General features: G+C 71.3%; 23 protein-coding genes. 9 read left to right on the top strand and 14 right to left on the bottom strand.

Going from position 1 to position 24,952, the window contains the following annotated elements; translation table 11 throughout:
* Nucleotides 1-287 precede the first annotated feature (287 nt).
* Nucleotides 288-764, top strand: a complete 477-nt coding sequence (locus D3272_RS04875; protein WP_129218024.1) for a DUF3597 domain-containing protein — start codon at nucleotides 288-290, stop codon at nucleotides 762-764.
* A 69-nt stretch (nucleotides 765-833) separates the two neighbouring features.
* Here D3272_RS04875 and D3272_RS04880 read toward each other — a convergent pair whose 3' ends face one another.
* A complete protein-coding gene (locus D3272_RS04880; protein WP_207210125.1) occupies nucleotides 834-2,027 on the bottom strand; it encodes a L,D-transpeptidase family protein in 1,194 nt (397 codons plus the stop codon).
* A gap of 173 nt (nucleotides 2,028-2,200) precedes the next feature.
* Between D3272_RS04880 and D3272_RS04885 the strand changes: the two genes are divergently transcribed.
* Nucleotides 2,201-2,803, top strand: coding sequence for an SIS domain-containing protein (locus D3272_RS04885; protein WP_129218025.1), 603 nt, complete (start codon nucleotides 2,201-2,203; stop codon nucleotides 2,801-2,803).
* Entirely contained in the window at nucleotides 2,800-3,339 is a 540-nt protein-coding gene (locus tag D3272_RS04890; protein ID WP_129218026.1) for an HAD family hydrolase, read from the top strand. The genes D3272_RS04885 and D3272_RS04890 overlap by 4 nt, the downstream gene beginning before the upstream one ends.
* A 38-nt stretch (nucleotides 3,340-3,377) precedes the next feature.
* Here the strand turns inward: D3272_RS04890 and D3272_RS04895 are convergent, their stop codons facing one another.
* The 9 genes from D3272_RS04895 to D3272_RS04935 all read right to left on the bottom strand — a co-directional run bounded on the left by D3272_RS04895 (nucleotide 3,378) and on the right by D3272_RS04935 (nucleotide 13,163).
* Nucleotides 3,378-3,836, bottom strand: a complete 459-nt coding sequence (locus D3272_RS04895) for a hypothetical protein (protein ID WP_129218027.1) — start codon at nucleotides 3,834-3,836, stop codon at nucleotides 3,378-3,380.
* Between the two features lie 94 nt (nucleotides 3,837-3,930).
* Complete coding sequence (locus D3272_RS04900; protein ID WP_129218028.1) at nucleotides 3,931-4,698, bottom strand: lysophospholipid acyltransferase family protein; 768 nt, start codon at nucleotides 4,696-4,698, stop codon at nucleotides 3,931-3,933.
* A gap of 67 nt (nucleotides 4,699-4,765) precedes the next feature.
* A complete protein-coding gene (locus D3272_RS04905; protein ID WP_129218029.1) occupies nucleotides 4,766-5,122 on the bottom strand; it encodes a hypothetical protein in 357 nt (118 codons plus the stop codon).
* On the bottom strand, nucleotides 5,119-6,000 hold the full coding sequence (locus tag D3272_RS04910; protein WP_129218030.1) for an NAD-dependent epimerase/dehydratase family protein: 882 nt from the start codon (nucleotides 5,998-6,000) through the stop codon (nucleotides 5,119-5,121). The genes D3272_RS04905 and D3272_RS04910 overlap by 4 nt, the downstream gene beginning before the upstream one ends.
* 138 nt (nucleotides 6,001-6,138) lie before the next feature.
* A complete protein-coding gene (gene treZ / locus D3272_RS04915; protein WP_129218031.1) occupies nucleotides 6,139-8,037 on the bottom strand; it encodes a malto-oligosyltrehalose trehalohydrolase in 1,899 nt (632 codons plus the stop codon).
* A 484-nt stretch (nucleotides 8,038-8,521) separates the two neighbouring features.
* Entirely contained in the window at nucleotides 8,522-10,069 is a 1,548-nt protein-coding gene (arfA, locus tag D3272_RS04920) for an arabinosylfuranosidase ArfA (protein WP_428977963.1), read from the bottom strand.
* 29 nt (nucleotides 10,070-10,098) lie between these two features.
* On the bottom strand, nucleotides 10,099-10,920 hold the full coding sequence (locus D3272_RS04925; protein ID WP_129218033.1) for a carbohydrate ABC transporter permease: 822 nt from the start codon (nucleotides 10,918-10,920) through the stop codon (nucleotides 10,099-10,101).
* On the bottom strand, nucleotides 10,917-11,795 hold the full coding sequence (locus tag D3272_RS04930) for a carbohydrate ABC transporter permease (protein WP_129218034.1): 879 nt from the start codon (nucleotides 11,793-11,795) through the stop codon (nucleotides 10,917-10,919). Before D3272_RS04930 ends, D3272_RS04925 begins: the two co-directional genes overlap by 4 nt.
* Nucleotides 11,796-11,873: 78 nt before the next feature.
* The gene (locus tag D3272_RS04935; protein ID WP_129218035.1) at nucleotides 11,874-13,163 is read right to left on the bottom strand and encodes an extracellular solute-binding protein; all 1,290 of its coding nucleotides are present in this window, start codon (nucleotides 13,161-13,163) and stop codon (nucleotides 11,874-11,876) included.
* 188 nt (nucleotides 13,164-13,351) lie between these two features.
* On the opposite strand from D3272_RS04935, the gene D3272_RS04940 reads away from it, so the two are divergent.
* The 6 genes from D3272_RS04940 (at nucleotide 13,352) to D3272_RS04965 (ending at nucleotide 20,636) form a co-directional block, all read left to right on the top strand.
* Nucleotides 13,352-14,080, top strand: coding sequence for a FadR/GntR family transcriptional regulator (locus D3272_RS04940; protein ID WP_165361221.1), 729 nt, complete (start codon nucleotides 13,352-13,354; stop codon nucleotides 14,078-14,080).
* Nucleotides 14,081-14,178: 98 nt separating this feature from the next.
* On the top strand, nucleotides 14,179-15,411 hold the full coding sequence (locus tag D3272_RS04945) for a thiamine pyrophosphate-dependent enzyme (RefSeq protein WP_129218036.1): 1,233 nt from the start codon (nucleotides 14,179-14,181) through the stop codon (nucleotides 15,409-15,411).
* Nucleotides 15,408-16,421 carry an alpha-ketoacid dehydrogenase subunit beta gene (locus tag D3272_RS04950; protein WP_129218037.1) on the top strand — a complete coding sequence of 338 codons (1,014 nt, stop codon included), beginning with the start codon at nucleotides 15,408-15,410 and terminating at the stop codon, nucleotides 16,419-16,421. Before D3272_RS04945 ends, D3272_RS04950 begins: the two co-directional genes overlap by 4 nt.
* A gap of 1 nt (nucleotide 16,422) precedes the next feature.
* A complete protein-coding gene (locus tag D3272_RS04955; RefSeq protein WP_129218038.1) occupies nucleotides 16,423-17,730 on the top strand; it encodes a dihydrolipoamide acetyltransferase family protein in 1,308 nt (435 codons plus the stop codon).
* Nucleotides 17,731-17,734: 4 nt separating this feature from the next.
* Entirely contained in the window at nucleotides 17,735-19,120 is a 1,386-nt protein-coding gene (lpdA, locus tag D3272_RS04960) for a dihydrolipoyl dehydrogenase (RefSeq protein WP_129218039.1), read from the top strand.
* A 160-nt stretch (nucleotides 19,121-19,280) separates the two neighbouring features.
* Complete coding sequence (locus D3272_RS04965) at nucleotides 19,281-20,636, top strand: MFS transporter (RefSeq protein ID WP_129218040.1); 1,356 nt, start codon at nucleotides 19,281-19,283, stop codon at nucleotides 20,634-20,636.
* Nucleotides 20,637-20,702: 66 nt separating this feature from the next.
* On the opposite strand, the gene D3272_RS04970 is transcribed toward D3272_RS04965, so the two are convergent.
* From D3272_RS04970 to D3272_RS04985, 4 genes are read right to left on the bottom strand one after another with little or no spacing between them, the layout of a single operon-like run.
* Nucleotides 20,703-21,836 (bottom strand): M20 family metallopeptidase, encoded by a 1,134-nt coding sequence (locus tag D3272_RS04970; protein ID WP_129218157.1) that lies wholly within the window; start codon nucleotides 21,834-21,836, stop codon nucleotides 20,703-20,705.
* A gap of 38 nt (nucleotides 21,837-21,874) precedes the next feature.
* Nucleotides 21,875-22,789 carry a polysaccharide deacetylase family protein gene (locus tag D3272_RS04975; RefSeq protein ID WP_129218041.1) on the bottom strand — a complete coding sequence of 305 codons (915 nt, stop codon included), beginning with the start codon at nucleotides 22,787-22,789 and terminating at the stop codon, nucleotides 21,875-21,877.
* A gap of 53 nt (nucleotides 22,790-22,842) precedes the next feature.
* A complete protein-coding gene (locus D3272_RS04980) occupies nucleotides 22,843-23,628 on the bottom strand; it encodes an SDR family NAD(P)-dependent oxidoreductase (RefSeq protein WP_129218042.1) in 786 nt (261 codons plus the stop codon).
* The gene (locus D3272_RS04985) at nucleotides 23,612-24,901 is read right to left on the bottom strand and encodes an MFS transporter (RefSeq protein WP_129218043.1); all 1,290 of its coding nucleotides are present in this window, start codon (nucleotides 24,899-24,901) and stop codon (nucleotides 23,612-23,614) included. Before D3272_RS04985 ends, D3272_RS04980 begins: the two co-directional genes overlap by 17 nt.
* Nucleotides 24,902-24,952 lie beyond the last annotated feature (51 nt).

Consider the following 24,952-nt stretch of genomic DNA (forward strand, 5'->3'; position numbering starts at 1 on the left):
GCATGCGCTTTCTGTTCGGGGTTGCGGGTTGCGGCTCCGATGCGGGACCCGGGAGGCACGCGGCATGCCAGCCGGTGCCCGCCCGGGCGCGTCTGGACCGATGTCGAGCACGGCCGCGTAAGTCAGGCAAGCGACAAGCCGTTGACGCTCGGCAGCTCTGCACCGGCGGACCGGGCTTCCCGTCTCCCGGCGACCCGGCCCGCGGTGCCGCCGCGCGGCGGCGTCGACGCCACCTTTCGGCACAAGCGGCGTTGACGGCGGCCACTCCAACGACAGGACATCGCCCCATGAGCATCTTCGGCAACATCGTTTCGAAGCTCTTCCACCACGCCGCCGCGCCGACCCAGGTCGCCTCGGCCGACACTTCCGCCTCGGCCGATGCCCCGGCTTCGGCCGCCACCACCTCCGATCCGGCCCCGGCGGGCGCCGGCGCCACCACCCCGCCGGCCGCCGGCAGCCCGACCGCCGCGGCGGCTCCCGCCTCGGGTGCGGCTGCCTCGGTCCAGGGCGTCGACGTCGCCGCCGTGCTCGAGGGCCTCGCGGCCAAGAACCCGCAGAAGCTCGACTGGCGCCACTCCATCGTCGACATGATGAAGCTGCTCGACCTCGATTCCAGCCTCTCGGCCCGCAAGGAGCTGGCGACCGAGCTGCATTATTCGGGCGACACCAACGATTCCGCCGCGATGAACGTGTGGCTGCACAGCCAGGTGATGAAGAAGCTCGCCGAGAACGGCGGCAAGGTGCCGGACGACCTCAAGGGCTGAGCCGGAGCGGGGCGTGGCGGTCCGCCGCCGCGCCCCCGGCCGTCGCCGTGCGGCGCCGTTCTCCAAATCTCAGGGCTGGGGCTTCGGCGCCCCGGCGGCTGCGGTCGGGGGTTCGGGGGCTGAGGGCGGCGGCGAGGCTGCCGGTGCCGACGGGGTCGCCGCCGCCGCCGTGGTGGCGGGGGGCGCCGCCGCCGGTGGAGCCGGAGCGGCCGCGGTGGGCAGCGTGGCCGGCATCGGGGGCGCGACCGGGCCCGTCGATCCCGGAACGTCGCCGAAGGTCACGGGCGTGTCCTTGTCGGCCATGGCGGCGAGGTCCAGGGCGTCCCAGTTGGTGAGTCGGATGCAGCCGTGGGACTGGGTCTTGCCGACGGCATCCGGGTCCGGCGTTCCGTGGATGCCGTAGCCGCCCTCGGCGCTCAGGTCCATCCACACCAGCCCCACCGGGTTGTTGGGGCCGGGTGCGATGGTGAAGGCGGTCTTCGCCGACACGCCCTTGAAGTGATATCGCGGAGAGTATGTGTAATCCGGGTTGTGGGCGATGCGCTGGATGACGTAGTCGCCCGTGGGGGCCGGCTTCTCGGCGGAGCCGATCGAGGCCGGGTAATAGGCGATCAGCCGCCCGTCCGCCGCCAGGGCCTCGACGTCGTGGCCGCTCTTGTCGACGACGATCCGGGCGACCTTGTCGCTCGGCCTGGCCCCGTCGATGTCGGCGACGAGGATGCGCTGGCCGGCCGTGAAGCGCCGGTGCGGGTTGAGGGCCCGCAGCAGCGCCTCGCCCATGTGGTAGCGCTCGGCCAGGGCCTCGGTGCTGTCGTGATAGCCGAGGCGCTTGAGCTTGGACTGCGCTTCGAAGTCCCGCGGGATCTGCGCGGTGAACGGCCCGTCCGCCTCCGCCTTGGTCACGTCGGCGGTCTTGAGCGGGGCCGGCGCGCCCGCCGTCAGTCTGTCCCAGCTCGCCCGGTCGAGCCGGCCCGTGACGGGCAGGCCCATCTGTCGCTGGTAGGCCGCCAGCGCCTTGCGGAAGTTCTCGCCGTCGATGCCGTCGATGACGCCCGGCGAGAAGCGGGCCCGGTCGAGCAGGACTTCCGCCTTGACCACGGCCGGCACGGGGGCGCGGCCGGGCGCGTCGGGCAGGGGCGCGAAGGTGGCCCCGTCGATGCCCGCCTGGGTCAACGCCTCGGGCGGGGCGGCCCGGGCCGGCGCGAAGCCGCCCAGCAGGGCGGCCGAAGCGAGCAGGCCGGCGGTCAGCGCGGGATGGGACATGGCGGCGGTCGGCTCCAGGGGCTGTCCGGACGGGCGAACCAGGTACAACGGATCAGGGCCGCCGATGTTGCGGCCCCGAAGCCTCCTGTCCGCGATGCCGCAGCTTGCCGCGGCGGGTGCGAGATGGCATCGCTCCCCGGGCAGGGCGGCGCCGCCCGCGGCAGGAGAGAGCCATGACCGACCGGGATGCGCGCCGCATCGTCGAGACGCTGCAACAGACGCGCGACCTCATGGATGCGAGCCTGCGGGACGCGGCATTGCTGGAGGCGGTGCAGCGCGCCGCCGCCGCGCTCACGGCCACGCTCAAGGCCGGCGGCAAGCTGCTCGTCGCCGGCAACGGCGGCAGTGCCGCCGACGCCCAGCACATCGCCGGGGAGATCGTCGGCCGTTTCCTGTTCGACCGGGCGCCGCTGGCCGCCATCGCGCTGACCACCGACACGTCCATCCTCACCGCCGTCGCCAACGATTACGGCTTCGACCACGTCTACGAGCGCCAGGTGCGGGGGCTCGGGCGGCCGGGCGACCTGTTCCTCGGCATCTCCACCTCGGGCAACTCGGCCTCGGTCCTGCGGGCCTGCGCGGCGGCACGGGACATGGGGATCGCCACCGTGGGGCTGACGGGCGCGGGCGGCGGCGCCATGGCGGGCTGCTGCGACGTGGTGGTGCGGGTGCCGAGCGAGCGCACCTTCCTGATCCAGCAGGTGCACATCACCATCGGCCACATCCTGTGCCTGCTCGCCGAGGCCGAGATCTTCGGCGCCGCGCCGGCGCCATGAGGGCGGACGGGCCGCGCCACGGTCGACCCCTGCGGCCCGCGGTCTTCTTCGACCGGGACGGCGTCATCAACGCCGACCTCGGCTACGTGGGGGACCCGTCGCGCTTCGTGCTGCTCCCCGGGGCGGCCGCCGGGGTGCGGGCCGCCTCCGCGGCGGGGGCGCTCACCTTCCTGGTCACCAACCAGTCTGGGGTGGCGCGCGGGTTCTACACGGAGGACGACGTGGCGGCGCTGCACCGCCACATGGCCGGGCTGTTGGCCGGCGAGGGGGCGCATTTCGACGACATGCGCACCTGCCCGCACCTGCCCGACGCGCCCCTCGCCGCCTATCGGCGCGACTGCGCCTGCCGCAAGCCGGGGCCCGGCATGATCGTCGACCTCATGGCCGCCTGGCCCGTCGACCCGGCCCGCAGCGCGATGATCGGCGACAAGCCCAGCGACGTCGCGGCGGCGCGGGCGGCCGGGATCCGCGGGCTGCTCTACACGGGTGGCCCGCTGGAGGCGGCCGTGGCGCGGGCGCTGGCCGGGGAAGGCTGAGGATCCGCTCCGCTCGAGAGCCGGTCCTGGTTCGGCCGTCAGGCGGCTTCGAGGTCGCGCAGGACGGCGGCACGGCCGGCCGCGCTGTCGGTGAGCAGGTGGACGTGCACCTCGTGGGCGCCCGCGGCGAGCGCGGCGCGGAAGCGGGCGCTGTCGTAGAACAGCTCCGGCAGCGGGCCGGTCTCGTCCATGGCGAGGATGCACGGCTCGCCGGCGGCGTCCCGCCCCACGGCCAGCACCACGGCATCGGCGAAACGCGGCGCTTCCTCGCCCGGGCAGGGCGCGCCGAGCGGGAAGACCGAGAACAGGTGGCGCTTGCCGCTGCCACCGCGCCAGTGGCGGAAGCGGCGGGCCAGCGCCGTGCCGGCGAGGCCGGCCAGGGGCGCCGCCGAGGCCGCGACGAGACGGGACGTGTCGCGGCGGGGCGCATCGAAGACGGGGGCGTCGAGGCGGGAAGCTTCGAGCCGGGAGAATGCGGCGACGGCCTGATGTTGCATCTTTGTTCTCCCCGCGTCTGGTGAGAACAAAGGTAGAACCTTTGGGCCGTCACGGTCAACCCGGCGCCCGACCGTTATCCCGTGCGAAAAGCGGTCACGCCGCCGGAACGGCGCCTTCCGGAGCCACCGACGCAAGCCTCGGGTCAGCCTCGACGGCTTCCGCCATCAGGGCAAGGCTGGCGCCCTCGATGGTGTCGCGCATGCGGGCCTGGAAGACGTCGCGCGGCAGCCCGGCCGGGATCACGGGCAGGAACTCGATCACGGCGGTGCCGGGGCGTCGGCGGAAGGAGCGCCGCGGCCAGAACAGCCCGGTGTTGATCGCCACCGGGAGGCAGCAGGTCTGCGTTTCCGCGTAGATGAAGGCGATGCCGGCCTTGTACTCGGGCAGGGCATCGGGCGGGCGCCGCGTCCCCTCGGGGAAGATGAAGAGCGTGCGGCCGTCCCGCAGCACCTCGACGGCGCGGCGGCTCACCTCCGTCAGTGCGGCGCGGCCGCGGGCGCGGTCGACCGCGATCTGCCGGCTCACCGACAGGTACCAGCCGAAGAGGGGAATGCGGGTCAGTTCCCGCTTCAACACGAAGCTGAAATCCGGGAACAGGCTGCACAGCGCGATGATCTCGAGGAAGCTCTGGTGCTTGGCGGCCAGGATGCAGGGCCCGTCCGGGATGTGCTCGCGGCCGCGGAACACCACGCGGGTGCCGCAGACCGTTCGCAGCAGCCACAGCGAGGCGCGAGCCCAGACGTTGGCGAGGCGCAGGATGGAGCGCCGGCCGAGCGCCAGGGTCGGCAGGCCGATCAGCATCAGGCCGATCAGCAGGCCGTAGAACAGGGCATTGAACAGGGCGGAGCGCAGGGCCAGCATGGTGCCGTTCTGCCAGAGCCCGCCGGGGCAGGCAAACCGGAGCTCGATGCCGCCGGCCCTGCCGGCCTCACCGCGCCGGAGCCGCCACCTCCGCCTCGCAGGCGGCGCGCGGCAGGCCGCGCCGGGCCTTGGCCTCGTCGTGGAACACCACGGTCCAGTCCGGCAGGGCGGCCTTGACGGCGCGGGCGATGGCGAGGCCCTCGGCGGTGAACCGGTCGACGTCGAGGGGCGGCGCCTCCGGGTCCATGTCGTCGTGGGCGTCGTAATGGCTCTGCCAGGCGTCGATCCGGTCGCGCAGCGCGGTCGGCACGGGGAGGTCGTCGAGCATGCCCTCGGTCCCGTCCATCTGCCACACGCCCTCCGAGCCGAAGACCGCCATGATGCGGACCCAGCGCAGCCCGTGGAAGCGGCTCGTGCCCGTCATGCCCGGCCCCCGGCGAGCAGGGCGGCCGAATCGTCCCGGGGGGCGTAGCCGATGAGCCGCCGGGTCTCCGCCAGGTCCCAGGGCATGCCGCCGTTGTCCGACATGGCGTTGACCACGATGGCGGGGGCGGGCCAGGGCGCGGCCTCCGCCGTCAGCGCGGCCGAGACCGCGCGCAGGAAGTCCGCGTTGGACAGCCACATGGCCCGGAACCAGGCGAGGTCGCGCGCCGCTTCCGGCGTTGCGGGCGCGGTCCCGACGGCGGCGCCGGGGACCCCGGCCGCCGAGAGCGTTTCGGGCCGGTTGTCGCCGGGCTGGCACCAGCCGATCCGCAGGCTGACGGCCGTGAGCCCGCCGTGCTCCGCCCGGGCGGCGAGGAGCCGCTCGCCCATCAGCTTGGCGGCCGCGTAGGCGCGGGGCACGTCGCCGGGCCCCGTGCGGGTGCCGGGCCGCGGGGGCAGGGCGGTCGACAGCGTGCCGGGCGCGAGGCCATCCTCCTTGTAGCCGCCCATGACGTGGTTCGACGAGGCGAAGACGAAGCGCTTCGCCCCGCCGCCGCGGGCCAGCGCCGCGACGGCCTGCAGGGTCATGTCGAAGGAGGCGGCGCCGTCCTCCCAATCGGCGTCCGGGTAGGGGTTGCGGGCGGCGAGGTGGACGGCGGCGTCGACCCCCGCCATGGCCTCGTCGAGCGCCGGCGAGCGGCGGGCGAGGTCGGCCGCCACGGGACGGACCTTGGGGTGGGGGGCATCGCCCGGCGCCGCGAGGTCCAGCGCCACGACGCCGGTGCACCACGGGGCATCGGCGAGGTGGGCGACGAGCTTGCGCCCGAGATTGCCGCCAGCGCCGGTGACGAGCACGCGCAGGGACGGGGGTTCGGTCATGATGGGGTCCTCGGGCGAACGCGATGCGTCCCTTCCAGAACTGTCGCGGCTCGCCCTGGCTCGCGGCTTCAGCTCCAGCTCGTTGTCTTTGTCAGAACCTTCACGCGATCAGGTGAATCGACCTGATCGCGGACTGCTTCAGGCCGTCGCGCCGGGCCCCGCACCGTCACCGAGGGGCGTGCCCTTCAGCACCAGCGCGGTGTTGGCGGGCAGGTGCCACCCCTTGGCGGTCTCGAACACGGCCGTGCCGGTGCCGCCGTAGTCGGGCTCCTCGCTCGACCACAGCACCTCCCAGCGGCGGCCGCGCGGGGGCGCCACCAGCGGCTCGGGGAAGCTCTTGCGGTCGATGTCGCGCCCGAGGTTGACGATGAGCAGCCGGTCGTCGCCCTCGGCCTCGAAGAAGCGCAGCACGAAGGCGTCCGGCCCGATCACGGCGCCGTCGGCGGCCGGGCGGCGGTGGGCGCTGAAGGCGGGGTCGCTGCGGCGCAGCGCCAGCAGGTCGCGGTGCAGCGCCAGGATGGGGGCATTGCGCTCCGCCTCGGCCCAGTCGAGCTTGCAGCGGGTGAACGTGTCCTCGGCCTCGGGGTCGGCGAGCTGCTTTTGGCCGGACTCCGTCGCCATGCTGGGGAAGTTGGCCATGTAGGCGTGGCGGCCCTCGCGCACCAGCTTGGCGAGCTCCGGCCGGTGGTCGGCGAAGTACAGGAACGGGCTCGAGGCCCAGAACTCCTGTCCCTGAAACAGCATGGGGGTGCCGGGCATCAACAGCGACAGCGCCGTCAGCGCCCGGGCGCGGGGATGGCTGGTCAACTGGTGCAGGCGCCAGCCGCGGGCCGCATTGGCCACCTGGTCGTGGTTCTGCACGAAGGTCACGAAGGCGTCGGGCGACAGGTCCAGCGCCAGCATGCCGCGCGGCCCGTTGTGGCCGCCATAGGTCTGGCCCTGGAACAGGTAGCCGTATTTGGCGGCCGAGATGAACTCCTGCGGCGTGCCTTCGAAGTCCGCGTAGTAGAACTCGTTGCGTCCCGTCGCCGCCACCATGGCGGAATGGTGCAGGTCGTCGTTCCACACGCCGTCGAGCCCGGCGCCGCCCCGGTCCAGCGGGCGCACGAGGTCGGAATCCTGCGGTTCGTTCTCCGCCACGATGATGATGTCGCGGCCCGCCGCCGCCGCCCGCGCCGCCCGCCCCAGCGCCGCCACGACGTAATCGTCCGAGTCGTCGTAGATGTTCTGGGTGGCGTCGAGCCGCAGCCCGTCGAAGTGGTATTCGGCGATCCAATAGGCGGCGTTGGAGATGGCGAGGTCGCGCATGCCGATGGCGTTCGGCCCGTCGTAGTTCAACGCTTCGCCCCACTCGGTCGAGTGAAGGTCGTTGAAATAGTCCTTGGCGAAGGCTTTGAGGAAGTTCCCGTCGGGGCCGATGTGGTTGTAGACGACGTCGAGGATCACGCCGAGGCCGAGCGCGTGGGCGCGGTCGATGAAGGCGCGCAGGTCGTCCGGCCGGCCGTAGAGGTGGGTCGGGGCGAAAAGGTCGACGCCGTCGTAGCCCCAGCCGAAGCGGCCGGGAAACTCGTTCACCGGCATCATGTTGACCACGGTGACGCCGAGGTCCTTGAGGAAGGGCAGTTTTTCAGCCGCGGCCGCCCAGGTGCCCTCCGGCGTGAAGGTGCCGACATGCATCTCGTAGAGCACCTGGCCGGCGATGGTAACGCCCTTCCAGGCGCCGTCCGTCCAGGCGAAGGCACCCGGATCCACGACCTCGGATGCCCCCATGGGCCGCTCGGGCTGCGACCGCGAGGCGGGGTCGGGGTAGAGGGTCGCGTCCGCACCAAGCCGGTAATGGTAGCGGGCGCCGGCCCCGCCGCCGGGCACCAGCACGGCGTGATAGCCGTCCGCATCCGGTGCCAGGCGATGTTCGCCCCCGCCCTCCAGCACCAGCGTCACGTCGTCGTGGTCGGGCGCCCAGACGCGGAACGATACTCCGCCTTCGAGGATCTCCGCGCCCATGGGGAAGCGTCGCGCTGCTGGCCGTGTCGTCATGCCTGGTGATCCTCGCCGGCTCCCGTGGCGGGGCCGGCACGACAACGGCCCGGGCGGCCGGCGGTTCAGCGCATGGTGCGCCTGCGACGCGCGACGCGCCTCTGTTCGGGCGGGATCGTCGGACGACCGTCGCCGTTTCGGCTCCGGCGCATCCGGCCTTCGTGACCCATCTCCCGTTCCTGGTGGCCCGATTGGCGGACAGCGGCTGCCGACCTGTCGACGACCAGCCCCTCGCCGGCTACGAGCGCTTCGGTGTCGACGACCCATTCGGCAACCGCATCGAACTGATGCGGCCCGCTGCGGACGGGGCCGCCGTCCGGCACCCTCGAGGCCGTTCGGCCCGGGCAATGCCGGGCGTCAGGGCGACGACCTGCACCAGGGTGCTGGCCGGGCGGATGGGGCCGAAGACGTCGCCAGCGCCGAATCGGGCGCAGTGTCATCGGCTGGAGACCGCCAAGGCGGCCTCAAGAAGGCCGATGTTGTCCTAAGGATGGGCGTGCTGTCCGGGCCCCGGCTGCGTGGTCCGGACCTGCTGGAGCACCAGGACGTTCCAGGACAACGGTTTGAGGCTCGCCCGCAGCGTCGTGCCCGAAACCTGGACCTCGTCGTTGCGCAGGGGGACGACCGTGTCCGGTGCCGCCTTGGAGTTGGTGGCTTTGAGGTTCGCGTGGTGGAGTTCGAGCGCTTCCACGAGTTCGATCCGTGCATCGAAGCCATGGAGGTCCACGTCGACCTCGATCGTCTCGGTCGGCGAGCGGTTCAGCGAGAAGATCGACAGGCGACCCGTCGCGGGGTCCTCCGTCACCGAGGCGAGAAGCAGCGGCATGTCTTGGATCGTCTTGGTCGCCACGGTCGGCGTCTCGATCTTGGTCTGCAGCACGCGCCCTTGGCCGTGGCGCGCCGCGAGCGCGAAGGGGTGGAAGATGGTCTGCCGCCACGCGGGGCCGCCTGTCTCGGTCATGATGGGCCCGATGGCGTTGACGAGTTGCGCCAGGCAGGCACATTTCACCCGATCGGCGTTGTTCATCAAGGTGATCAGGGCGCCGCCGACGATCAGGGCGTCCTCCATGTTGTAGACTTCTTCCAGCAACGCGGGCGCGACGGGCCAGCCGGGCTTGCGCATGTGCTCGATCGTGTTGGCTTTATACCAGACGTTCCACTCGTCGAAGCTCAGCATGATGCGCTTGGACGAGCGGCGCTTCGCCGCCACGGCGTCGCAGATCGACGCCACCTCCTTGATGAAGAGGTCCATCCTGTCGATGACGCCGAAATACTCGTCGATCTCGTCCGCCTTGTTGGCGAAATAGGTGTGCAGCGAGACGACGTCGACCTCCTCGAAGCAGCGGTCGAGCACCTCGTATTCCCAGGCGCCGTAGGTCGGCATCTGGCGGTGCGACGAGCCGCAGGCGGACAGGACCAGGGTCGGGTCGATCCAGCGCATTGCCTTGGCGGTCTCGTGCGCCAGGCGGCCGTATTCCGCCGCCGTCTTGGCGCCGATCTGCCAGGGGCCGTCCATCTCGTTGCCGAGACACCAGAACTTCACGTCGTGCGGCGCCTCGTAGCCGTGGCTGCGGCGCAATTCGGCGAAGTGGCTGCCGCCCGGGTGGTTGCAATATTCGAGGTACTGGCGGGCTTCGTCCATGCCGCGCGTGCCGAGGTTGACGCCGAGCATGGGCTCGACGCCCGCGGCCTTGCACCAATCGATGAACTCGTTGGTGCCGAAGCGGTTCGTCTCGGTGGAGAACCAGGCGAGATCGAGCTTCGTCGGCCGCTCCGCCACGGGCCCGACGCCGTCCTCCCAATCATAGCCCGACATGAAGTTCCCGCCCGGGTAGCGGATGATCGTGGCGCCGAGTTCCCGGGTGAGTTCCATCACGTCGCCGCGGAAGCCGCGCTCGTCCGCGGTGGCGTGTCCGGGCTCGAAGATCCCGCCGTAGACGCAGCGCCCGAGATGCTCGACGAAAGCACCGAAGACCCGGCGGTCGAGGTCGGACAGCACGAAGTCGAGGTCGACGGTGATTCTGGCACGGATCATGGGACGGTTCCGATCGGAGAAGAATTTCAGCCCTTGATGCCCGCCGAAAGCATCAGGGCCTCGGTGACGCGGCGCTGGAACAGGAGGTAGGCGACCGCGACCGGCAGGGCCGCGATGACGGCCCCGGCGAGATTGCGGGCGTATTGGACGCCGAAGTTGTCGTGCACCTGGGTGATGCCGACCGTGACGGTCATACTGTCGTTGGAATTCGCCACGAGGAACGGCCACAGGAAGTTGTTCCAGGCCCCGATGAAAGTGATGATGGCGAGCGCGGTCGTCACGCCCCAGTTCATCGGCATGTACACGCGGGCGAAGATCTGGATCTCGTTGGCGCCGTCGAGCAAGGCCGCCTCGCGGAACTCCTTTTGAATTTGGTCGAAGAACTGCTTGTAGATGATCACCGTCACGGGAACGATGAGCTGAGGCAGGATGACGCCGAGCCAGCTGTCGATGAGGCCGAAGTCGCTCATCAGGACGAAATGCGTGACGATCATCGCCTGGATCGGCACCATGAAACTGGCGAGGATGGTGGCGTAGAGCAGGGCTCGTCCCGGAAAGCGGAGCTGGGACAGAGCATAGCCGCAGCACGAGCTGAGGCCGATGACCGCCAGGGTGATGATCGCCGACGTCCCGGTCGAATTGATGTACCAGCGCAGGATGGCGGTGTGGCGGAACACGTAGGCATAGGAGCCCAGCGACCAGGTGTGGGGCAGCAGAGCCAGGCCGGGCTGCACCACCTCGTCCTCCGGCTTGAGCGACGTCACCACCGCCCAGTACAGCGGGAAGAACCAGAAGCCGGCCGCGGTGAGGGTGAGGGCCGTGAGGAGGAAAGGCCGGATCCGCCTCATGCCGGCCGCGCCCGCACGGCCTGGAACTGCAGCGTCGACAGGGCCGCGATGACGGCGAAGAGCACGACCGCCACGGTCGCGCCGTAGCCGCCATGGTTGCTCTGAAACGCCTGCCTGTAGATGTACTGCACGACCACATAGGTCGAGTTGAACGGGCCGCCCTGCGTCATGAGGTAGATCTGATCGAAGATCTTCAGCTGCAGGATCAGTTGAATGGTCAGGACCAGCGCGGTGACGGGCCAGATCAGGGGCCAGACGATGTGGCGGAAGCGCGCGGAGCCGCGGGCACCGTCGAGCGCTGCGGCGTCGAGGACGTCCTGGCTGATGTTGCGCAGGCCCGCGACGAAGAGCAGGACGTTGAAGCCGTTGGTCCACCAGATGGTGATGAAGGCGACGCTCGGCATCGCCCAGAGTGGGTCCGCCCACATGGCGACTGGGTGGCCGATGATGAGCCGCACCGGATATTGCACGATGCCGAACTGAGGATCGAGCATCCACTCCCAGATGCGGTACACCACCGAAACCGGCAGCACGTAAGGCAGGAAGAAGGCGGCGAGCGCGATGCGCTGCAGCGCTCCCCTGAGGCGCAGGACGCCCATGGCGATCAGGAGGCCGAGCAGCGTGGTGGGGACGACGGTGAGGGCCACGAAGTAGAAGGTGTGACCGACCGATTTCAGGAACAGCGCGTCTCGCCCGAGCCGGAAGTAGTTGTTCAAACCGACCCACCCGCCGTCGCCCACGAGCGGCGCGTCGGTGAAGCTCATCAACACCATCCTCGCCGTAGGATAGACGAACAGCACAAGATAGGCGGCCACGAAGGGGCCCGTGAAGATCAGGGCGTCCCGAACCTGGCCGCGTCTGCGGGGAGCTGGCATCGGATTCTGTCCGAGATCGGAGGAGCGGAGGAGCGGAGGAGCGCCGGGGCGGGTCGCCGACCGGCGCGCCGGGGCGGGCTACTGCAGCGCGTCCTGGATCTGATCGCGGGTCTGAGCGATCGCGCTCTTGGCATCGAGCTGCCCGTTGACGGCCGGCTCCATGAAGTTCGTGGCTGCGTCGTAGGTGGGGGATGCCACGCCCGTGACGGTGGATTTCGGGTCGAACTCCGCCGTTCTGGCCAGCCCCGCATAATCGGCGTTGGGCTTGAGCGCGAGGAAGGCCGGACCGTCGGTCACCGGCCTGTAGGCCGGGATGTGGCCGGCCGACGCCCAGTCGATGCCGTGCCGGTCCATCCAGGCGATCACCGTCATGACGGCCTTCATGGTCTCGGGGGAGACGGCGTTGCCCTTGCGGGCCGGGACCGCGAAGGCGTGGCTGTCGGCCCAGGTCGCGGGGCGGTCGAACAGTGTCGGGAACTGCACCGCGCCCCACGCGAAGCCGAGCTTGTCGGCCTTGGCGAGGTCGACCATCGTCGGCACCTCCCAGACGCCGTTGACGTGCATCGCGGCCTTGCCGGACGTGAAGAGCGCCAGCGAGGCCGGATAGCTCGTCGCCTTCGGAGCCCAGCCCCGCCCCACCCAGTCGGCGATGGCACCGAGCGCCGTCTCGGCCTTGGTGCCGTTCTCGCCCTCGAGGACCTTGCCGTCCTTCAGGAACGTGCCGCTCTGCTGCTTGAGCAGCGTATAGAAGATCCGCCACACCGAACTGCCGTCCGGCTGGCCGTCGTGGATCGAAAGACCGTATCGGCCGCTCGCGGGGTCGGTCAGCTTCGCGAGGGCGGCGTCGAAGTTTGTCAGCCCGTCCAGGCCCTTGGGCCTGCCGTCGTCGCCGAGTAGCCCGGCTTTCTTCAACAGGTCTTTGTTGTAGTAGAGGATGATCGAGTGGATATCGAGTGGCACGGCATACAGCTTGCCGTCGACATGCGCGGCGTCCCAATCCGACGGGACATAGTCTTTCGCGGCCAGCCCCACACTGCTCAACTCGGCGTCCGAGAACGGTCTCAGCGACCCGGTCGAGACGCCGAGTGGGATGCGCGACAGAGCGTAGGTCATGATGTCCGGACCCTGCCCGATCGCCGCGGCGGTCTGTACCTTCGTGTAGAAGGGGATGCCCCATTCGAGCGTCGTGGCATCGATCTCGATGTCGGGATTGTCCTTCTCGAAGGCCTGGATCATGGCCTTCATGCGCAGGCCGTCGCCGCCGGACAGGAAGTCCCACCACGTTACCTTGGTCTTGGCTTCTGCCCCTGCGCCGAGCGCGAGCATTGCCAAGGCCGACGCGGCCGCCGCGCGTGTCCATCTTGCCATAGCGTTTCTCCCGACACCGATCCGGCCCTGGGATGGCCGCGCCCGCCCAGCTCGCCTACCCGAGGCAGGCTGCGAGGCCGTGTCTTTCATATTATGTTATGATGGATATTCTGTCGGCCGACTTTGGCCTTGTCAATCCGGTTTTCAGCCACCGATAGCAATTACCAGCGAAGGAAGGACGGCCCGGGATGTTCGAACGCGAGCTGATTCCCATCGGGACCATGTCGGCCCAGATCGCCGCCCTGCTCGGCGCCCGCATCGTCGGTGGTGAGTTCCGGCCCGGCGACACGCTGCCGGTCGAGGCGGAACTGTGCCGCGCCTACGGCGTGAGCCGCACGGTGGTGCGCGAGGCGGTCAAGAATCTCTCGGCCAAACGGCTCATCGAGGTGTCGCCCAAGGTCGGCACCCGCGTGCTGCCGTTCGCGGAGTGGAGCCTGCTCGACCGCGACGTGCTCACCTGGCGGTTGTCGGCCCAGTTCGACGCCAAGATCGTCGCCGACATCTTCGAGATGCGCCTGTGCCTCGAGCCTCGTGCCTCCCACCTGGCGGCTCGCGACGGTACCGCGGAGGATTTCGCCGCCGTGGAGTACCATTACCGCGAACTGGCTCAGGCCTTCGAAACCAACCTCGCCATCGAGGCGACCGCGCAGGCCGAACTCGCCTTCCACCTCGCCGTGATCCAGGCCTCGCACAACGGGCTCTTCGTCACGGTCGGCAGCACGCTGAAATCCGCCTTGCGGGTGTCGTCGCAGATGCTGCAGCGCCATGCGATCCGCCCGGCCGAGAGCCTCGCGGCCCACGACGCCGTCAGGGCCGCCATCCTGGCGCGGGATCCCGAGCGCGCGTCGCGCGCCATGGAGCGGCTGCTCCGGGCCGCGCGGGACCGCCTGCTGCCCCTGGCGGTGCCGATCGCCTGAGCGCGACGCGAGCCGGCGGTGCGCCGGCGCGCGATGAACCCCCCGTTGATCTCCCCCACGCCCCGTCCTAGGCTCGCCGAAATACCGGGAGGCAACCCATGGCGGACGTCCGGCCCCTGACCCTGCGCGTCCCCGAGCCCGCGGTGCGCCCCGGCGGGACGCCGGTCTTCGCCGACATCGCCACGTCGGAAGCCGGCGCGGTGCGCCGCCCGCCGATCGATGTCGCGGCCGACGACATCCGCGACCTCGCCTATGCCATCATCCGGGTGCTCGACGACGAGGGCCGCGCCGTCGGGCCCTGGGCCGGCACGCGCGACGACGCCGAGGCGCTCGAGGGCCTGCGCCACATGATGACGCTGCGGGCCTTCGACGCCCGCATGCTGATGGCGCAGCGCCAGGGCAAGACCTCGTTCTACATGCAGCACCTCGGCGAGGAGGCGGTGTCCTGCGCCGTCCAGCGCGCGCTGGAGCCGGGCGACATGCACTTCCCGACCTACCGGCAGGCGGGGCTGCTGGTGGCGGCCGGCTATCCCCTGACCACGATGATGAACCAGATCTTCTCCAACGCGGAGGATCCGCTGCACGGGCGGCAGCTGCCCATCATGTATTCGTCGAAGGCCTTCGGCTTCTTCTCCATCTCGGGCAACCTCGCCACCCAATACATCCAGGCGGTGGGCTGGGCCATGGCCTCGGCCATCAAGGGCGACACCCGCATCGCGGCCGCCTGGATCGGCGACGGCGCCACGGCCGAGCCGGACTTCCACGCCGCGCTGGTGTTCGCCTCGACCTACCGGGCGCCCGTGATGCTCAACGTCGTCAACAACCAATGGGCGATCTCGACCTTCTCGGGGCTGGCCCGCGGCTCCTCGGCCACCTTCGCGGCGCGCGGCCACGGCTTCGGCATCCCGGCGCTGCGCGTCGACGGCAACGACTACCTCGCCGTCCACGCCGTGGCGCGCTGGGCGGCCGAGCGGGCGCGCGCGAACCTCGGGCCGACGCTGATCGAATACGTCACCTATCGGGCCGGAGCCCATTCCACCTCGGACGACCCGTCCGCCTACCGGCCCAAGGCCGAGTTCGACGCCTGGCCGCTGGGCGACCCCGTCGAGCGGCTGAAGCGCCACCTCATCGCCCGCCGCGCCTGGTCGGAGGAGCGGCACCGCCAGGGCGAGGCCGAGATCCTCGACACGATCCTGGCGGCGCAGCGGGAAGCCGAGGCGCATGGCACGCTGCATTCGGGCCCCCGGCCCTCGGCGCGCGACATGTTCGAGGGCGTCTACGCCACCATGCCGCCGCACCTGCGCCGGCAGCGCCAGGAGGCGGGCTATTGAGCCGCCGCACCATGATCGAGGCCATCCGCGACGCCATGGCGGTGGCGATGGAGCGGGACGACAACGTCGTCGTCTTCGGCGAGGACGTCGGCTATTTCGGCGGCGTGTTCCGCTGCACCCAGGGCCTGCAGCAGCGCTTCGGGGCGAACCGCTGCTTCGACGCCCCCATCTCGGAACTCGGCATCGTGGGCGCCGCCGTCGGCATGGCGGCCTATGGGCTGCGGCCCTGCGTCGAGGTGCAGTTCGCCGATTACGTCTACCCCGCCTACGACCAGATCGTGTCGGAGGCGGCGCGGCTGCGCTACCGCTCGAACGGCGATTTCACCGCCCCGCTCGTCATCCGCATGCCGGCGGGCGGCGGCATCTTCGGCGGGCAGACGCACAGCCAGAGCCCGGAAGCGCTGTTCACCCATGTGGCGGGGCTCAAGACCGTGGTGCCGTCGAACCCCCACGACGCCAAGGGCCTGCTCATCGCCGCCATCGAGGACGACGACCCCGTCATCTTCCTCGAGCCCAAGCGCATCTACAACGGCCCCTTCGACGGCCACCACGACCGGCCCGTGACGCCGTGGTCGCGACACCCGCTCGGCGAGGTGCCGGACGGGCACTACACGGTGCCGCTCGGCCGCGCCGCGCTCCGGCGCGAGGGCGCCGCCGTGACGGTGCTGGCCTATGGCACGATGGTGCATGTCGCCGAGGCGGCGGCGGCCGATTGCGGCGTCGATGCCGAGATCCTCGACCTGCGCACGCTGGTGCCGCTCGACCTCGACGCCATCGAGGCCTCGGTGCGCAAGACCGGCCGCTGCATCGTGCTGCACGAGGCGACGCTGACGTCGGGGTTCGGCGCCGAACTCGCCGCCCTGGTGCAGGGCGCCTGTTTCTACCACCTCGAAGCGCCGGTGCTGCGCGTCACCGGCTGGGACACGCCCTATCCCCACGCGCAGGAATGGGACTATTTCCCCGGCCCCGTCCGCGTGGCCCGGGCGCTGCTGCAGATCGTGGAGGCCTGACATGGCGACCCGCAGCGTCAAGCTCCCCGACATCGGCGAGGGCGTGGCCGAGGCCGAGGTCGTCGAATGGCACGTCAAGGTCGGCGACGCCGTGCGCGAGGACCAGGTGCTGGCCGCCGTGATGACCGACAAGGCGACGGTCGAGATCCCGTCACCCGCCGACGGCACCGTCACGGCGCTCGGCGTCGCGGCCGGCACCGTGCTGGCGGTGGGCTCCGAACTGGTGCGGCTGGAGGTGGGGGGCGGCACGCCCGAGGCTCCCAACGAGCCCGTCGCCGACGGGCTCGCCGCGCCCGAGGCCCCGCCGCCGCCGCGCCCGCCCGAGGCGCCGGTCCTGGCGCCCGCCGAAGTGCCGCCCCGCCCCCTGCCGTCGCCGCCCCCAAGCCTGCGGGGGCCTCCGCCCCGGCCGGTGCCGGCCGGGATGGCGCGCGCGGCCGGCGAGAAGCCCCTGGCCGCGCCGGCCGTGCGGCGCCGGGCGCTGGAGGCGGGGATCGACCTGCGCCAGGTCCGCGGCACCGGCCCGGCGGGCCGCATCACCCACGACGACCTCGACGCCGTCGCGCGCGCCGACGCCGCCCCGACCCCGGCGGCCGGGTCGCGGGAGCGGACCGGCGTCGAGGACGTCGCCGTGAGGGGGCTGCGCCGCCGCATCGCCAGGGCCATGGCGGAGTCGACCCGCCGGGTCGCGCATTTCTCCTACGTCGAGGAGGTCGACGTGACGGCGCTGGAAGAGCTGAGGGCGGCGCTGAACCGGCGCCACGGCGCGGCGCGGCCGAAGCTGACCCTCATCCCCTTCCTGGTCCAGGCCCTGGTGCGCGCCCTGCCGGATTTCCCCGGCCTCAACGCCCATTACGACGACGAGGCCGAGGTGGTGCATCGCTTCGGCGCCGTCCACGTCGGCATCGCGGCGCAGACGGCCGGCGGCCTCGTGGTGCCGGTGCTGCGCCACGCCGAGGCGCGCGACCTGTGGAACTGCGCCGCCGAGGTCCGCCGCCTCGCCGAAGCCGCCCGCGACGGCACGGCGGCGCGCGACGAGCTTTCGGGTTCGACCATTACGGTGACGTCGCTCGGCGCGCTCGGCGGCATCGCGTCGACGCCGGTCGTCAACCGGCCCGAGGTCGCCATCGTGGGCGTGAACCGGCAGGTGATGCGGCCCATGTGGATCGGCGGGGGCGTGGTGCCGCGGCTGATGATGAACCTGTCCTCCTCCTTCGACCACCGCGTGGTCGACGGCCACGAGGCCGCCTCCTTCATCCAGGCCGTGAAGGCGCTGCTGGAAACCCCGGCCCTGCTCTTCATGGAGGCGTGACGCCATGGCGGAGATCGCCGCTAAACTCCTGGTGCTGGGCGGCGGCCCGGGCGGCTACGTGGCGGCGATCCGCGCCGGCCACCACGGGGTCGACACCGTGCTGGTCGAGGACACCAAGGTGGGCGGCACCTGCCTCAACGTCGGCTGCATTCCGTCGAAAGCCCTGATCCACGCCGCCGGCGACTACGCCCTGGCACTCCGCCACGCATCGGGCTCGCCCTTCGGCCTCAGCACCGGCACGCCGACGCTCGACTTCGCCCGCACCGTCGCCTGGAAGGACGGCATCGTGGCGCGGCTCAACGCCGGCGTCGCCGCCCTGCTGAAGAAGAACGGCGTCAAGATCCTGCGGGGCCGCGGCACCATGCTGGACGGCAAGACCTGCCGGGTCGACACCGACGTCGGCACCGACACGGTGCGGGCCGAACACGTGGTCCTCGCCACCGGCTCGCGGCCCGCCGACCTGCCGGGCCTGCCCTTCGGCGGCCCCGTGATCTCGTCGACCGAGGCCCTGTCGCTGACCGAGGTGCCGCGGCGCCTCGCCGTGGTGGGGGCCGGCTATATCGGGCTCGAACTCGGCATGGCCTTCGCCAAGCTCGGCGCCGCCGTGACGGTGGTGGAGGCGGCGGACCGCATCCTGCCGCTCTACGACGCCGAACTCGTCCGCCCGCTGCGCCGCAGCCTCGACGCCCATGGCGTGACGCTGATGCTGGGCGGAAGGGCGGCGGGCCGCGACGGGGACGCGTTGCTCGTCGACACGCCCGCGGGGCGCCGGGCGGTGCCGGCGGACCGGATCCTCGTCGCGGCGGGGCGGCGGCCCCGGACGGAGGGCTGGGGCCTCGAGCGGCTCGACCTCGACATGGAAGGGCCGTTCATCCGCATCGACGAGCGCTGCGCCACCTCGATGCGGGGCGTGTGGGCGGTGGGCGACGTCACCGGGGAACCCATGCTGGCCCATCGGGCCATGGCGCAGGGCGAGACCGTGGCGGATATCGTGGCGGGCAGGCGCCGGGTCTTCGACCCCCGCACCATCCCGGCCGTGGTCTACACCGACCCCGAGATCGTCGCGGCCGGCCTGTCTCCGGAGCAGGCCAAGGCCGCCGGGCAGGCGGTCAAGACCGGGCTCTTCCCCTTCGCCGCCAACGGCCGCGCCATGACGCTCGGCGACGACGAGGGCTTCGTGCGCGTCACGGCGCGGGCCGACAACCACGTGGTCCTGGGCATCCAGGCCACCGGCCGGGGCGTCGCCGAACTCGCCGCCGCCTTCGGCCTCGCCATCGAGATGGGGGCGCGGCTCGAAGACATCGCCGGCACGGTCCACGCCCACCCGACGCTGGGCGAGGCCTTCGCGGAGGCGAGCCTCAAGGCGCTCGGCGAAGCGCTGCACATCTGACGCCACCGGTGCCGGCCGGGGCTCGCCGGCTATCCCCCGCCCGATCGGCGCGGGCGGTCCCAGGCGTCTTGACAGAAACAGTCCATCGCGGGCCTTCTCCTGCTGACAAGGCCGGGCCGAACCCGGCATCCGACGAGCCGAGGGGGGACACCACGTGTCGATGGCGATACCGCAGAAGGCGGTGATGGACGGTGCCGTCAAGCACCTCGTGTCGAACTACAATCCCAAGGGCAACCGCGTCGGCTGGCTGATGCTGTCGTCGATCCTGGTCGAGGCCTGGGACCTCTATTCCATCGCCTTCGTGCTGATCTTCATCAAGGAGCAGTACAACCCGAGCGCCGCGCTGCTCGGCCTCGCCGCCGCCGGCACCCAGGGCGGCGCGCTGGTCGGGGCGATCGTGGGCGGGTGGCTCGCCGATAAGGTCGGCCGGCGCATCATGTTCCTCACCACCATGGTGATGTTCATCGTCCTCGCCGTGGCCCAGGCCTTCGTCACCAGCGTCGAGTGGCTCGTCGTGGTGCGGCTGCTGCTCGGCATCCCGCTCGGGTCCGACATCTCCAACGGCTACACCTACATCATGGAGTCCATGCCCAAGGGCGTGCGCGAGGTGATGGGCAACCGCTGGCAGTTCATGTTCGCGGTGGGCGAGGTGCTGACCCTGGCGGTCATCGCCGTGTTCCTGCTCGCCAACCTCGACCACCAGCTCGTGTGGCGCATCACGCTGGGCCTCGGCGCCCTGCCGGCCCTGATCATCCTGCTGATGCGCCACGACCTGCCCGAGACGGCGGTCTGGCTGGTGCGCCACGGCCGCTTCCGCGAAGCCAAGCGCACCGCGGCCGCCATGTACGGCGACGACCTGCCGATGCTGCCCGACGAGGACGTGGCGGTGCCCAAGCCCCGCCCCAGCGCCTTCCTGGCCGACCTGCGCCGGGACCCGATCCGCTGGCGGGCCACGATCTTCGGCTGGATCGCGTGTTTTGCCCAGGGGTCCGAATTCGCCACCTTCGGATTCTACCTGCCGGTGATCTTCGCCACCGTCGGGGTGTCGACGGTCCTCGGCAACAATTTCGCGCTGATGGGCCTCTACAGCCTCGCCGCCGTGTCGGGCTGGGTCGGGCCGCTGCTCACCCCCAAGATCGGCCACCGCGGCATCTCCATCGCGGGCTTCTCGATCGTGCTGGTGTCGCTGCTGGTGGCGGCCTGGGCGATCTGGACGGGCCACAACCTGGTGCTGCCCTTCGCCGCCGCAGCCATGCTGTGGGGCCACTACTGGGACGCATCCAACTGCATGACGATCCCCACCATGGTGGCACGGCCCGAATATCGCGGCACGGCCAGCGGCTTCGCCTACATGTTCGTGAAGCTGCCGTCCTTCCTGTCGATCTTCCTGTTCCCGCAGCTGTTCAACGCGGTGGGGCAGGCGGGCGCGACGCTGTTCGTGTGCATCTTCCCCCTCTGCGGGCTGCTCGCCGCCATCTTCATCCTGCCGGAAGTCTACGGCTACGACGGGGACTGAGCGTTCACGACCTTTGAGGCCCCGTCGGCGCCGTCGCGGCGTCGACGGGGCCTTGTCCGCCGCGCCTCACAGCGTTTCGAGCAGGCGCCGCATCAGCTGCCGTCTCGGCTCGAGCGACGAGACCAGGCCGTATTCGTCGTGCGTATGGGCCCCGTCGCCGTCGATGCCGAGCCCGTCCAGGGTCGGCACGCCCAGCGCCGCCGTGAAGTTGCCGTCGGAGCCGCCGCCGACGCGGGGCACGGAGGCGAGGTCGATGCCGATCTCGGCGGCGAGACCCTTGGCCTGGGCGAAGAGCCGGTCGATCTCCGCCGTCCTGTCGTAGGGTGGTCGGTTCAGCCCACCCGAGACCGAGACCGCGAAGTCCGGCTGCGTGGCGGCGAGGCCCAGGATGGCCGGGACGATGGCGTCGCCCTGCGCCGCGCTGGCGATCCTGAGGTCGACGGTGAAGCGGCAGAGCGCCGGCACCGTGTTGACCGCCGTGCCGCCCTCGATGGTGCAGACCGCCGTCGTCACCCCCCGATCGTAGTCCGTCATGGCCGCGATGGCGGCGATCTGGCGGGCGGCCTCGTGGACGGCGTTGCGGCCGTCGCGGTGGCGCGTGCCCGAATGGGCGGCGCGGCCCCGCACCTCGACGTCGAAGCGGCCGACGCCGCTCCGGGCCGTGACGATCCGGCCGCCGTCGCGGGCGGGCTCGGCGACGAGGGCATAGGCGGAGCGGCGGGCGTGGTCCTCGATCAGGTCCCGGCTCGTCGGCGAGCCGATCTCCTCGTCGGGGGTGGCGAGGAGGACCAGAGGCCGGCGGGCGGTGCCGGCGCGCGCGACCTCCAGGAAGGCTTCGAGCGCCAGGCAGGCGCCCCCCTTCATGTCGTAGACGCCCGGGCCGTAGAGCCGGTCGCCCTCGAGGCGCAGCGGCAGGTGGCGGTCGAGCGTCCCCAGGGGATGCACGGTGTCGAGGTGGACCAGCAGCAGGATGCCGGGCTCGGTGGTGGCCGGGCCGGCGCGGAGCACGAGGGCGTCGCCGAGGCCCTGCCGGCCGGGCAGGCGCTCGACGGCGACGGGTGCGCCCTGGGCCTGCGCCGCCACGAGGTCCACCATCCGGTTCACCCCGGCGCTGTCGTGCGTCGGGCTTTCGGTGCGGACCCAGGACGCGAGGGTGTCGAGCATGGCGGTCGGCATGGACATCGGCATGGAGATCGGCATGGGCGCCGGCTTGGGCCGGTGCGGCCCTTCGGCGTCCATCACGCCTCGCCCGCCGCGTTCGTCCGGACGAAGGCGGCGACCTCCGCGTGGGTGGCGAACCAGACGTCGCCCTTGGCCTTGGCGTGCCGGATCACCTCCTCGAGGATCCAGATGCGCGAGCGCGGCGTGATGATGTGCGGGTGCATGGTGAGCTGGAACAGCCCTCCGGCCGCGTGGGCGGCCTCGAACTCGCGCAGGAAGATGTCGAGGACGTCCTGCGGCGGCGTGTAGGGCCGGAGCGACTGGAAGCGGTGCATCATGAAATACACGGCGTCGTCGCGGATCCATTCCACCGGCACTTCGACGATGCCGGTGCTCCGGCCGTCGAGCAGAAGGTCGTAGCAGTCCTCGTCGGCCATCAGGGACGAGTCGTAGAGCAGGCCGAGCTCCTCCTCGATGCGCAAGGTGTTGGGGCTGAAATCCCAGGAGGGCGTGCGCAGGCCCACCGGGCGGATGCCGGTGATGCTTTCCAGCGTGTCGGTCGCCCGGAACATCAGGTCGCGCTCGACCGCGTAGGGCAGCACGGAATTCAGCTCGTGGATCCAGCCGTGGATGCCGATCTCGTGGCCCTCCGCCACGACGCGCCGCTGCTCGTCCGGGTGCAGCAGCGCCGCGACGGCCGGGACATAGAAGCTGGCCTTCACGCCGTGGCGGCCGAGCAGCTCCAGGATGCGCGGGACGCCCACGCGGTTGCCGTATTGGCCCCAGGCCATGCGGCCGATGGACTTGCCGCCTTCGCGCAGCTCGTTGGTCTCGTGGTCGGAATCGAAGGACAACGCCACGGCGCAGCGCGCCCCGTCCTTCCAGCGCCCGGGCGCCAGCCGCCGTCCGGCCCGCACCTGGTCGACGAGGCGGCGCCAATGCGCCTCCTCCCACTGCCAGGGCTCGCCCGGACCCGTCGCGTCGTCGTTCATGGGGACCTCCTCCGGGCCCGCCGGGCCCCGCATGGTTGTCGGATGCCGGCGCCTCAGCGGCCGCCGTCGACGGACAGGATCTGCCCGTTGACGAAGCTCGCGAGGTCGGAGGCGAAGAACAGGACGGCCTTGGCGATCTCGTCCGCCGTGCCGAGGCGCTTCAGCGCGATGGCGTCGACGAGCTGCTGCTGGCGTTCGGGCCCGTAGGAGAGCCATTGGCGCTCGGTCGCCGGGTTGGTGCGCACGAAGCCCGGCGCCACGCTGTTGACCCGGATGCCGAAGGGGCCGAGCTCGTGGGCGAGCTGGCGCGTCAGGCCCAGCACGGCGTGTTTCGCCGAGCAATAGCTCTGGATGCCGGTGAGCGAGGCCTGGAGGGCGGCACCCGACGTGATGGTCACGATGGCGCCGGACCCCGCCCGCTTCATGCCGGGCGCGGCCGCGCGGCAGAGCGCGAAGGTGGAGCCGAGGTTGACGGCGACGACGCGGTCCCAATCGGCATCCGCCACCTCCTCGATCGGCCGGTCGGTCTGGCCCGCGACGCCGCCCGCGTTGCACACCAGCACGTCGATGGCGCGGCCGGCGCGGTCCTCGACGGCGGCGATCCAGGCGGCGGCGGCGGCGCGGTCGGTGAGGTCGACCTCGTCCAGGACGACGCGCGGGTCGCCGCCCTCACGCCCGGCGATGTCGCAGCCGAAGACCTGGGCACCGGCGGCGGCGAAGCGGTCCGCGATGGCGCGCCCGAAGCCGACGGCGGCGCCGCTGACCGCGACGGTGCGGCCGGAGAAGTCCAGGGCAGGGGTCGTGAGGGCAGGGGCGTTCGTGTCAGAGGAGGTCGTCATGAGCGGTCTCGCGCAGGGTCGCGATCACGATCAGGGACACGACCGCGGCGACGATGAGGTAGTAGGTGGGGGCGATCGGGGAACCGGTGACGCCGATCAGCCAGGTGGCGATGAAGGGCGCGAAGCCCCCGAAGATGCAGGTCGCCAGGCTGTAGCCGGTCGACATCCAGGTGGAGCGCGACGCCGTCGGGAAGATCTCGGCGATGGCGGCCGGCCCCGGACCCGAGAACATGGCGATCATCAGCCCGAACAGGACCTGGATGGCGATGATGCCGGGGAGGGAGGCGCCCGACAGCATGAGGGCGAAGAGCGGATAGGTGAACAGGGCGAAAGCCGCGCAGCAGGCGAGGAGCAGCGGCTTGCGGCCGATCCGGTCCGACCAGAGCCCCATCACGGGAACCGCCGCCACCAGGACCACCAGGCCGACGGTGTTCGACCACAGGGCCGCGACCCGCGACAGGCCGGCGTATTTCTGGGTGAAGGTCGGCATGTAGTAGAGGATGACGTAGTACGAGACCGTCCAAAGGATGGTGAAGCCGAAGGCCTTGGCGGCCAGCACCCAGGCGCGGGCCGGCGGTGGCGCGGGTTCGGCATGGGCGGCGCGGAAGGCCGGGGTCTCGTCGATGTTGCGCCGCATGTAGAAGCCCACCGGCACCAGGGCGCCGCCGAGCAGGAACAGGATGCGCCAGCCCCAGGCGTCCACCTGGTCCGCGCTGAGCGCCGTGCTGAGCAGCGCCGCCACGCCGGAGCCGAGCACGAGCCCGGCCGCCACGCTGGCCTGCTGGAAGCTGGCATAGAACCCGCGCCGGTGCTTCGGCGCCCATTCCACGATGAAGGCGGTGGCGCCGCCCCATTCGCCGCCGGCCGCGAAGCCCTGCAGCAGGCGGCACGCCACGAGGAGCAGCGGCGCCACGATGCCGATCGTGGCATAGCCCGGGATGAGCCCCACCCCCACGGTGCCGATCGCCATGGCGAAGATGGTGAACAGCAGCGCGGCCTTGCGCCCGCGCGTGTCGCCCATGCGGCCGAGGACGATGCCGCCGAGGGGGCGGGCGACGAAGCCGAGCCCGAAGGTCGCGAAGGTCGCCAGCAGCGCCCCGACCTCGTCGCCGCTCGGGAAGAACGTCTTCGAGATGGTGGTGGCGACATAGCCGTAGACGGCGAAATCGTACCATTCGAGCACGTTGCCGATCACGGCGGCCCGGACGGCGCGGCGGCTGTCGTGGACCGTCACGGCGGCGGCCGGGGCAGGCCTGGCGGAGGTGAGCGTCATCGGGAGCACTCCTGCCTGATCGGTCATCACGCTGCACAATCAGCTTGCAAT

It is taken from the genome of Lichenibacterium ramalinae (assembly GCF_004137085.1).
GTDB classification, from domain to species: Bacteria; Pseudomonadota; Alphaproteobacteria; order Rhizobiales; family Beijerinckiaceae; genus Lichenihabitans; species Lichenihabitans ramalinae.

What these genes read in the sequence shown, in the direction of transcription:
- D3272_RS04890 (WP_129218026.1), top strand. Translation starts at nt 2,800, where the DNA reads ATGAGGGCGGACGGGCCGCGCCACGGTCGACCCCTGCGGCCCGCGGTC.
- D3272_RS04940 (WP_165361221.1), top strand. Translation starts at nt 13,352, where the DNA reads ATGTTCGAACGCGAGCTGATTCCCATCGGGACCATGTCGGCCCAGATC.
- D3272_RS04955 (WP_129218038.1), top strand. Translation starts at nt 16,423, where the DNA reads ATGGCGACCCGCAGCGTCAAGCTCCCCGACATCGGCGAGGGCGTGGCC.
- D3272_RS04885 (WP_129218025.1), top strand. Translation starts at nt 2,201, where the DNA reads ATGACCGACCGGGATGCGCGCCGCATCGTCGAGACGCTGCAACAGACG.
- D3272_RS04965 (WP_129218040.1), top strand. Translation starts at nt 19,281, where the DNA reads ATGGCGATACCGCAGAAGGCGGTGATGGACGGTGCCGTCAAGCACCTC.
- D3272_RS04900 (WP_129218028.1), bottom strand. Translation starts at nt 4,698, where the DNA reads ATGCTGGCCCTGCGCTCCGCCCTGTTCAATGCCCTGTTCTACGGCCTG.
- D3272_RS04875 (WP_129218024.1), top strand. Translation starts at nt 288, where the DNA reads ATGAGCATCTTCGGCAACATCGTTTCGAAGCTCTTCCACCACGCCGCC.
- D3272_RS04880 (WP_207210125.1), bottom strand. Translation starts at nt 2,027, where the DNA reads ATGTCCCATCCCGCGCTGACCGCCGGCCTGCTCGCTTCGGCCGCCCTG.
- D3272_RS04930 (WP_129218034.1), bottom strand. Translation starts at nt 11,795, where the DNA reads ATGCCAGCTCCCCGCAGACGCGGCCAGGTTCGGGACGCCCTGATCTTC.
- D3272_RS04925 (WP_129218033.1), bottom strand. Translation starts at nt 10,920, where the DNA reads ATGAGGCGGATCCGGCCTTTCCTCCTCACGGCCCTCACCCTCACCGCG.
- treZ (WP_129218031.1), bottom strand. Translation starts at nt 8,037, where the DNA reads ATGACGACACGGCCAGCAGCGCGACGCTTCCCCATGGGCGCGGAGATC.
- D3272_RS04985 (WP_129218043.1), bottom strand. Translation starts at nt 24,901, where the DNA reads ATGACGCTCACCTCCGCCAGGCCTGCCCCGGCCGCCGCCGTGACGGTC.
- D3272_RS04910 (WP_129218030.1), bottom strand. Translation starts at nt 6,000, where the DNA reads ATGACCGAACCCCCGTCCCTGCGCGTGCTCGTCACCGGCGCTGGCGGC.
- D3272_RS04970 (WP_129218157.1), bottom strand. Translation starts at nt 21,836, where the DNA reads ATGCCGATCTCCATGCCGATGTCCATGCCGACCGCCATGCTCGACACC.
- lpdA (WP_129218039.1), top strand. Translation starts at nt 17,735, where the DNA reads ATGGCGGAGATCGCCGCTAAACTCCTGGTGCTGGGCGGCGGCCCGGGC.
- D3272_RS04935 (WP_129218035.1), bottom strand. Translation starts at nt 13,163, where the DNA reads ATGGCAAGATGGACACGCGCGGCGGCCGCGTCGGCCTTGGCAATGCTC.
- D3272_RS04905 (WP_129218029.1), bottom strand. Translation starts at nt 5,122, where the DNA reads ATGACGGGCACGAGCCGCTTCCACGGGCTGCGCTGGGTCCGCATCATG.
- D3272_RS04895 (WP_129218027.1), bottom strand. Translation starts at nt 3,836, where the DNA reads ATGCAACATCAGGCCGTCGCCGCATTCTCCCGGCTCGAAGCTTCCCGC.
- D3272_RS04975 (WP_129218041.1), bottom strand. Translation starts at nt 22,789, where the DNA reads ATGAACGACGACGCGACGGGTCCGGGCGAGCCCTGGCAGTGGGAGGAG.
- D3272_RS04980 (WP_129218042.1), bottom strand. Translation starts at nt 23,628, where the DNA reads ATGACGACCTCCTCTGACACGAACGCCCCTGCCCTCACGACCCCTGCC.
- D3272_RS04945 (WP_129218036.1), top strand. Translation starts at nt 14,179, where the DNA reads ATGGCGGACGTCCGGCCCCTGACCCTGCGCGTCCCCGAGCCCGCGGTG.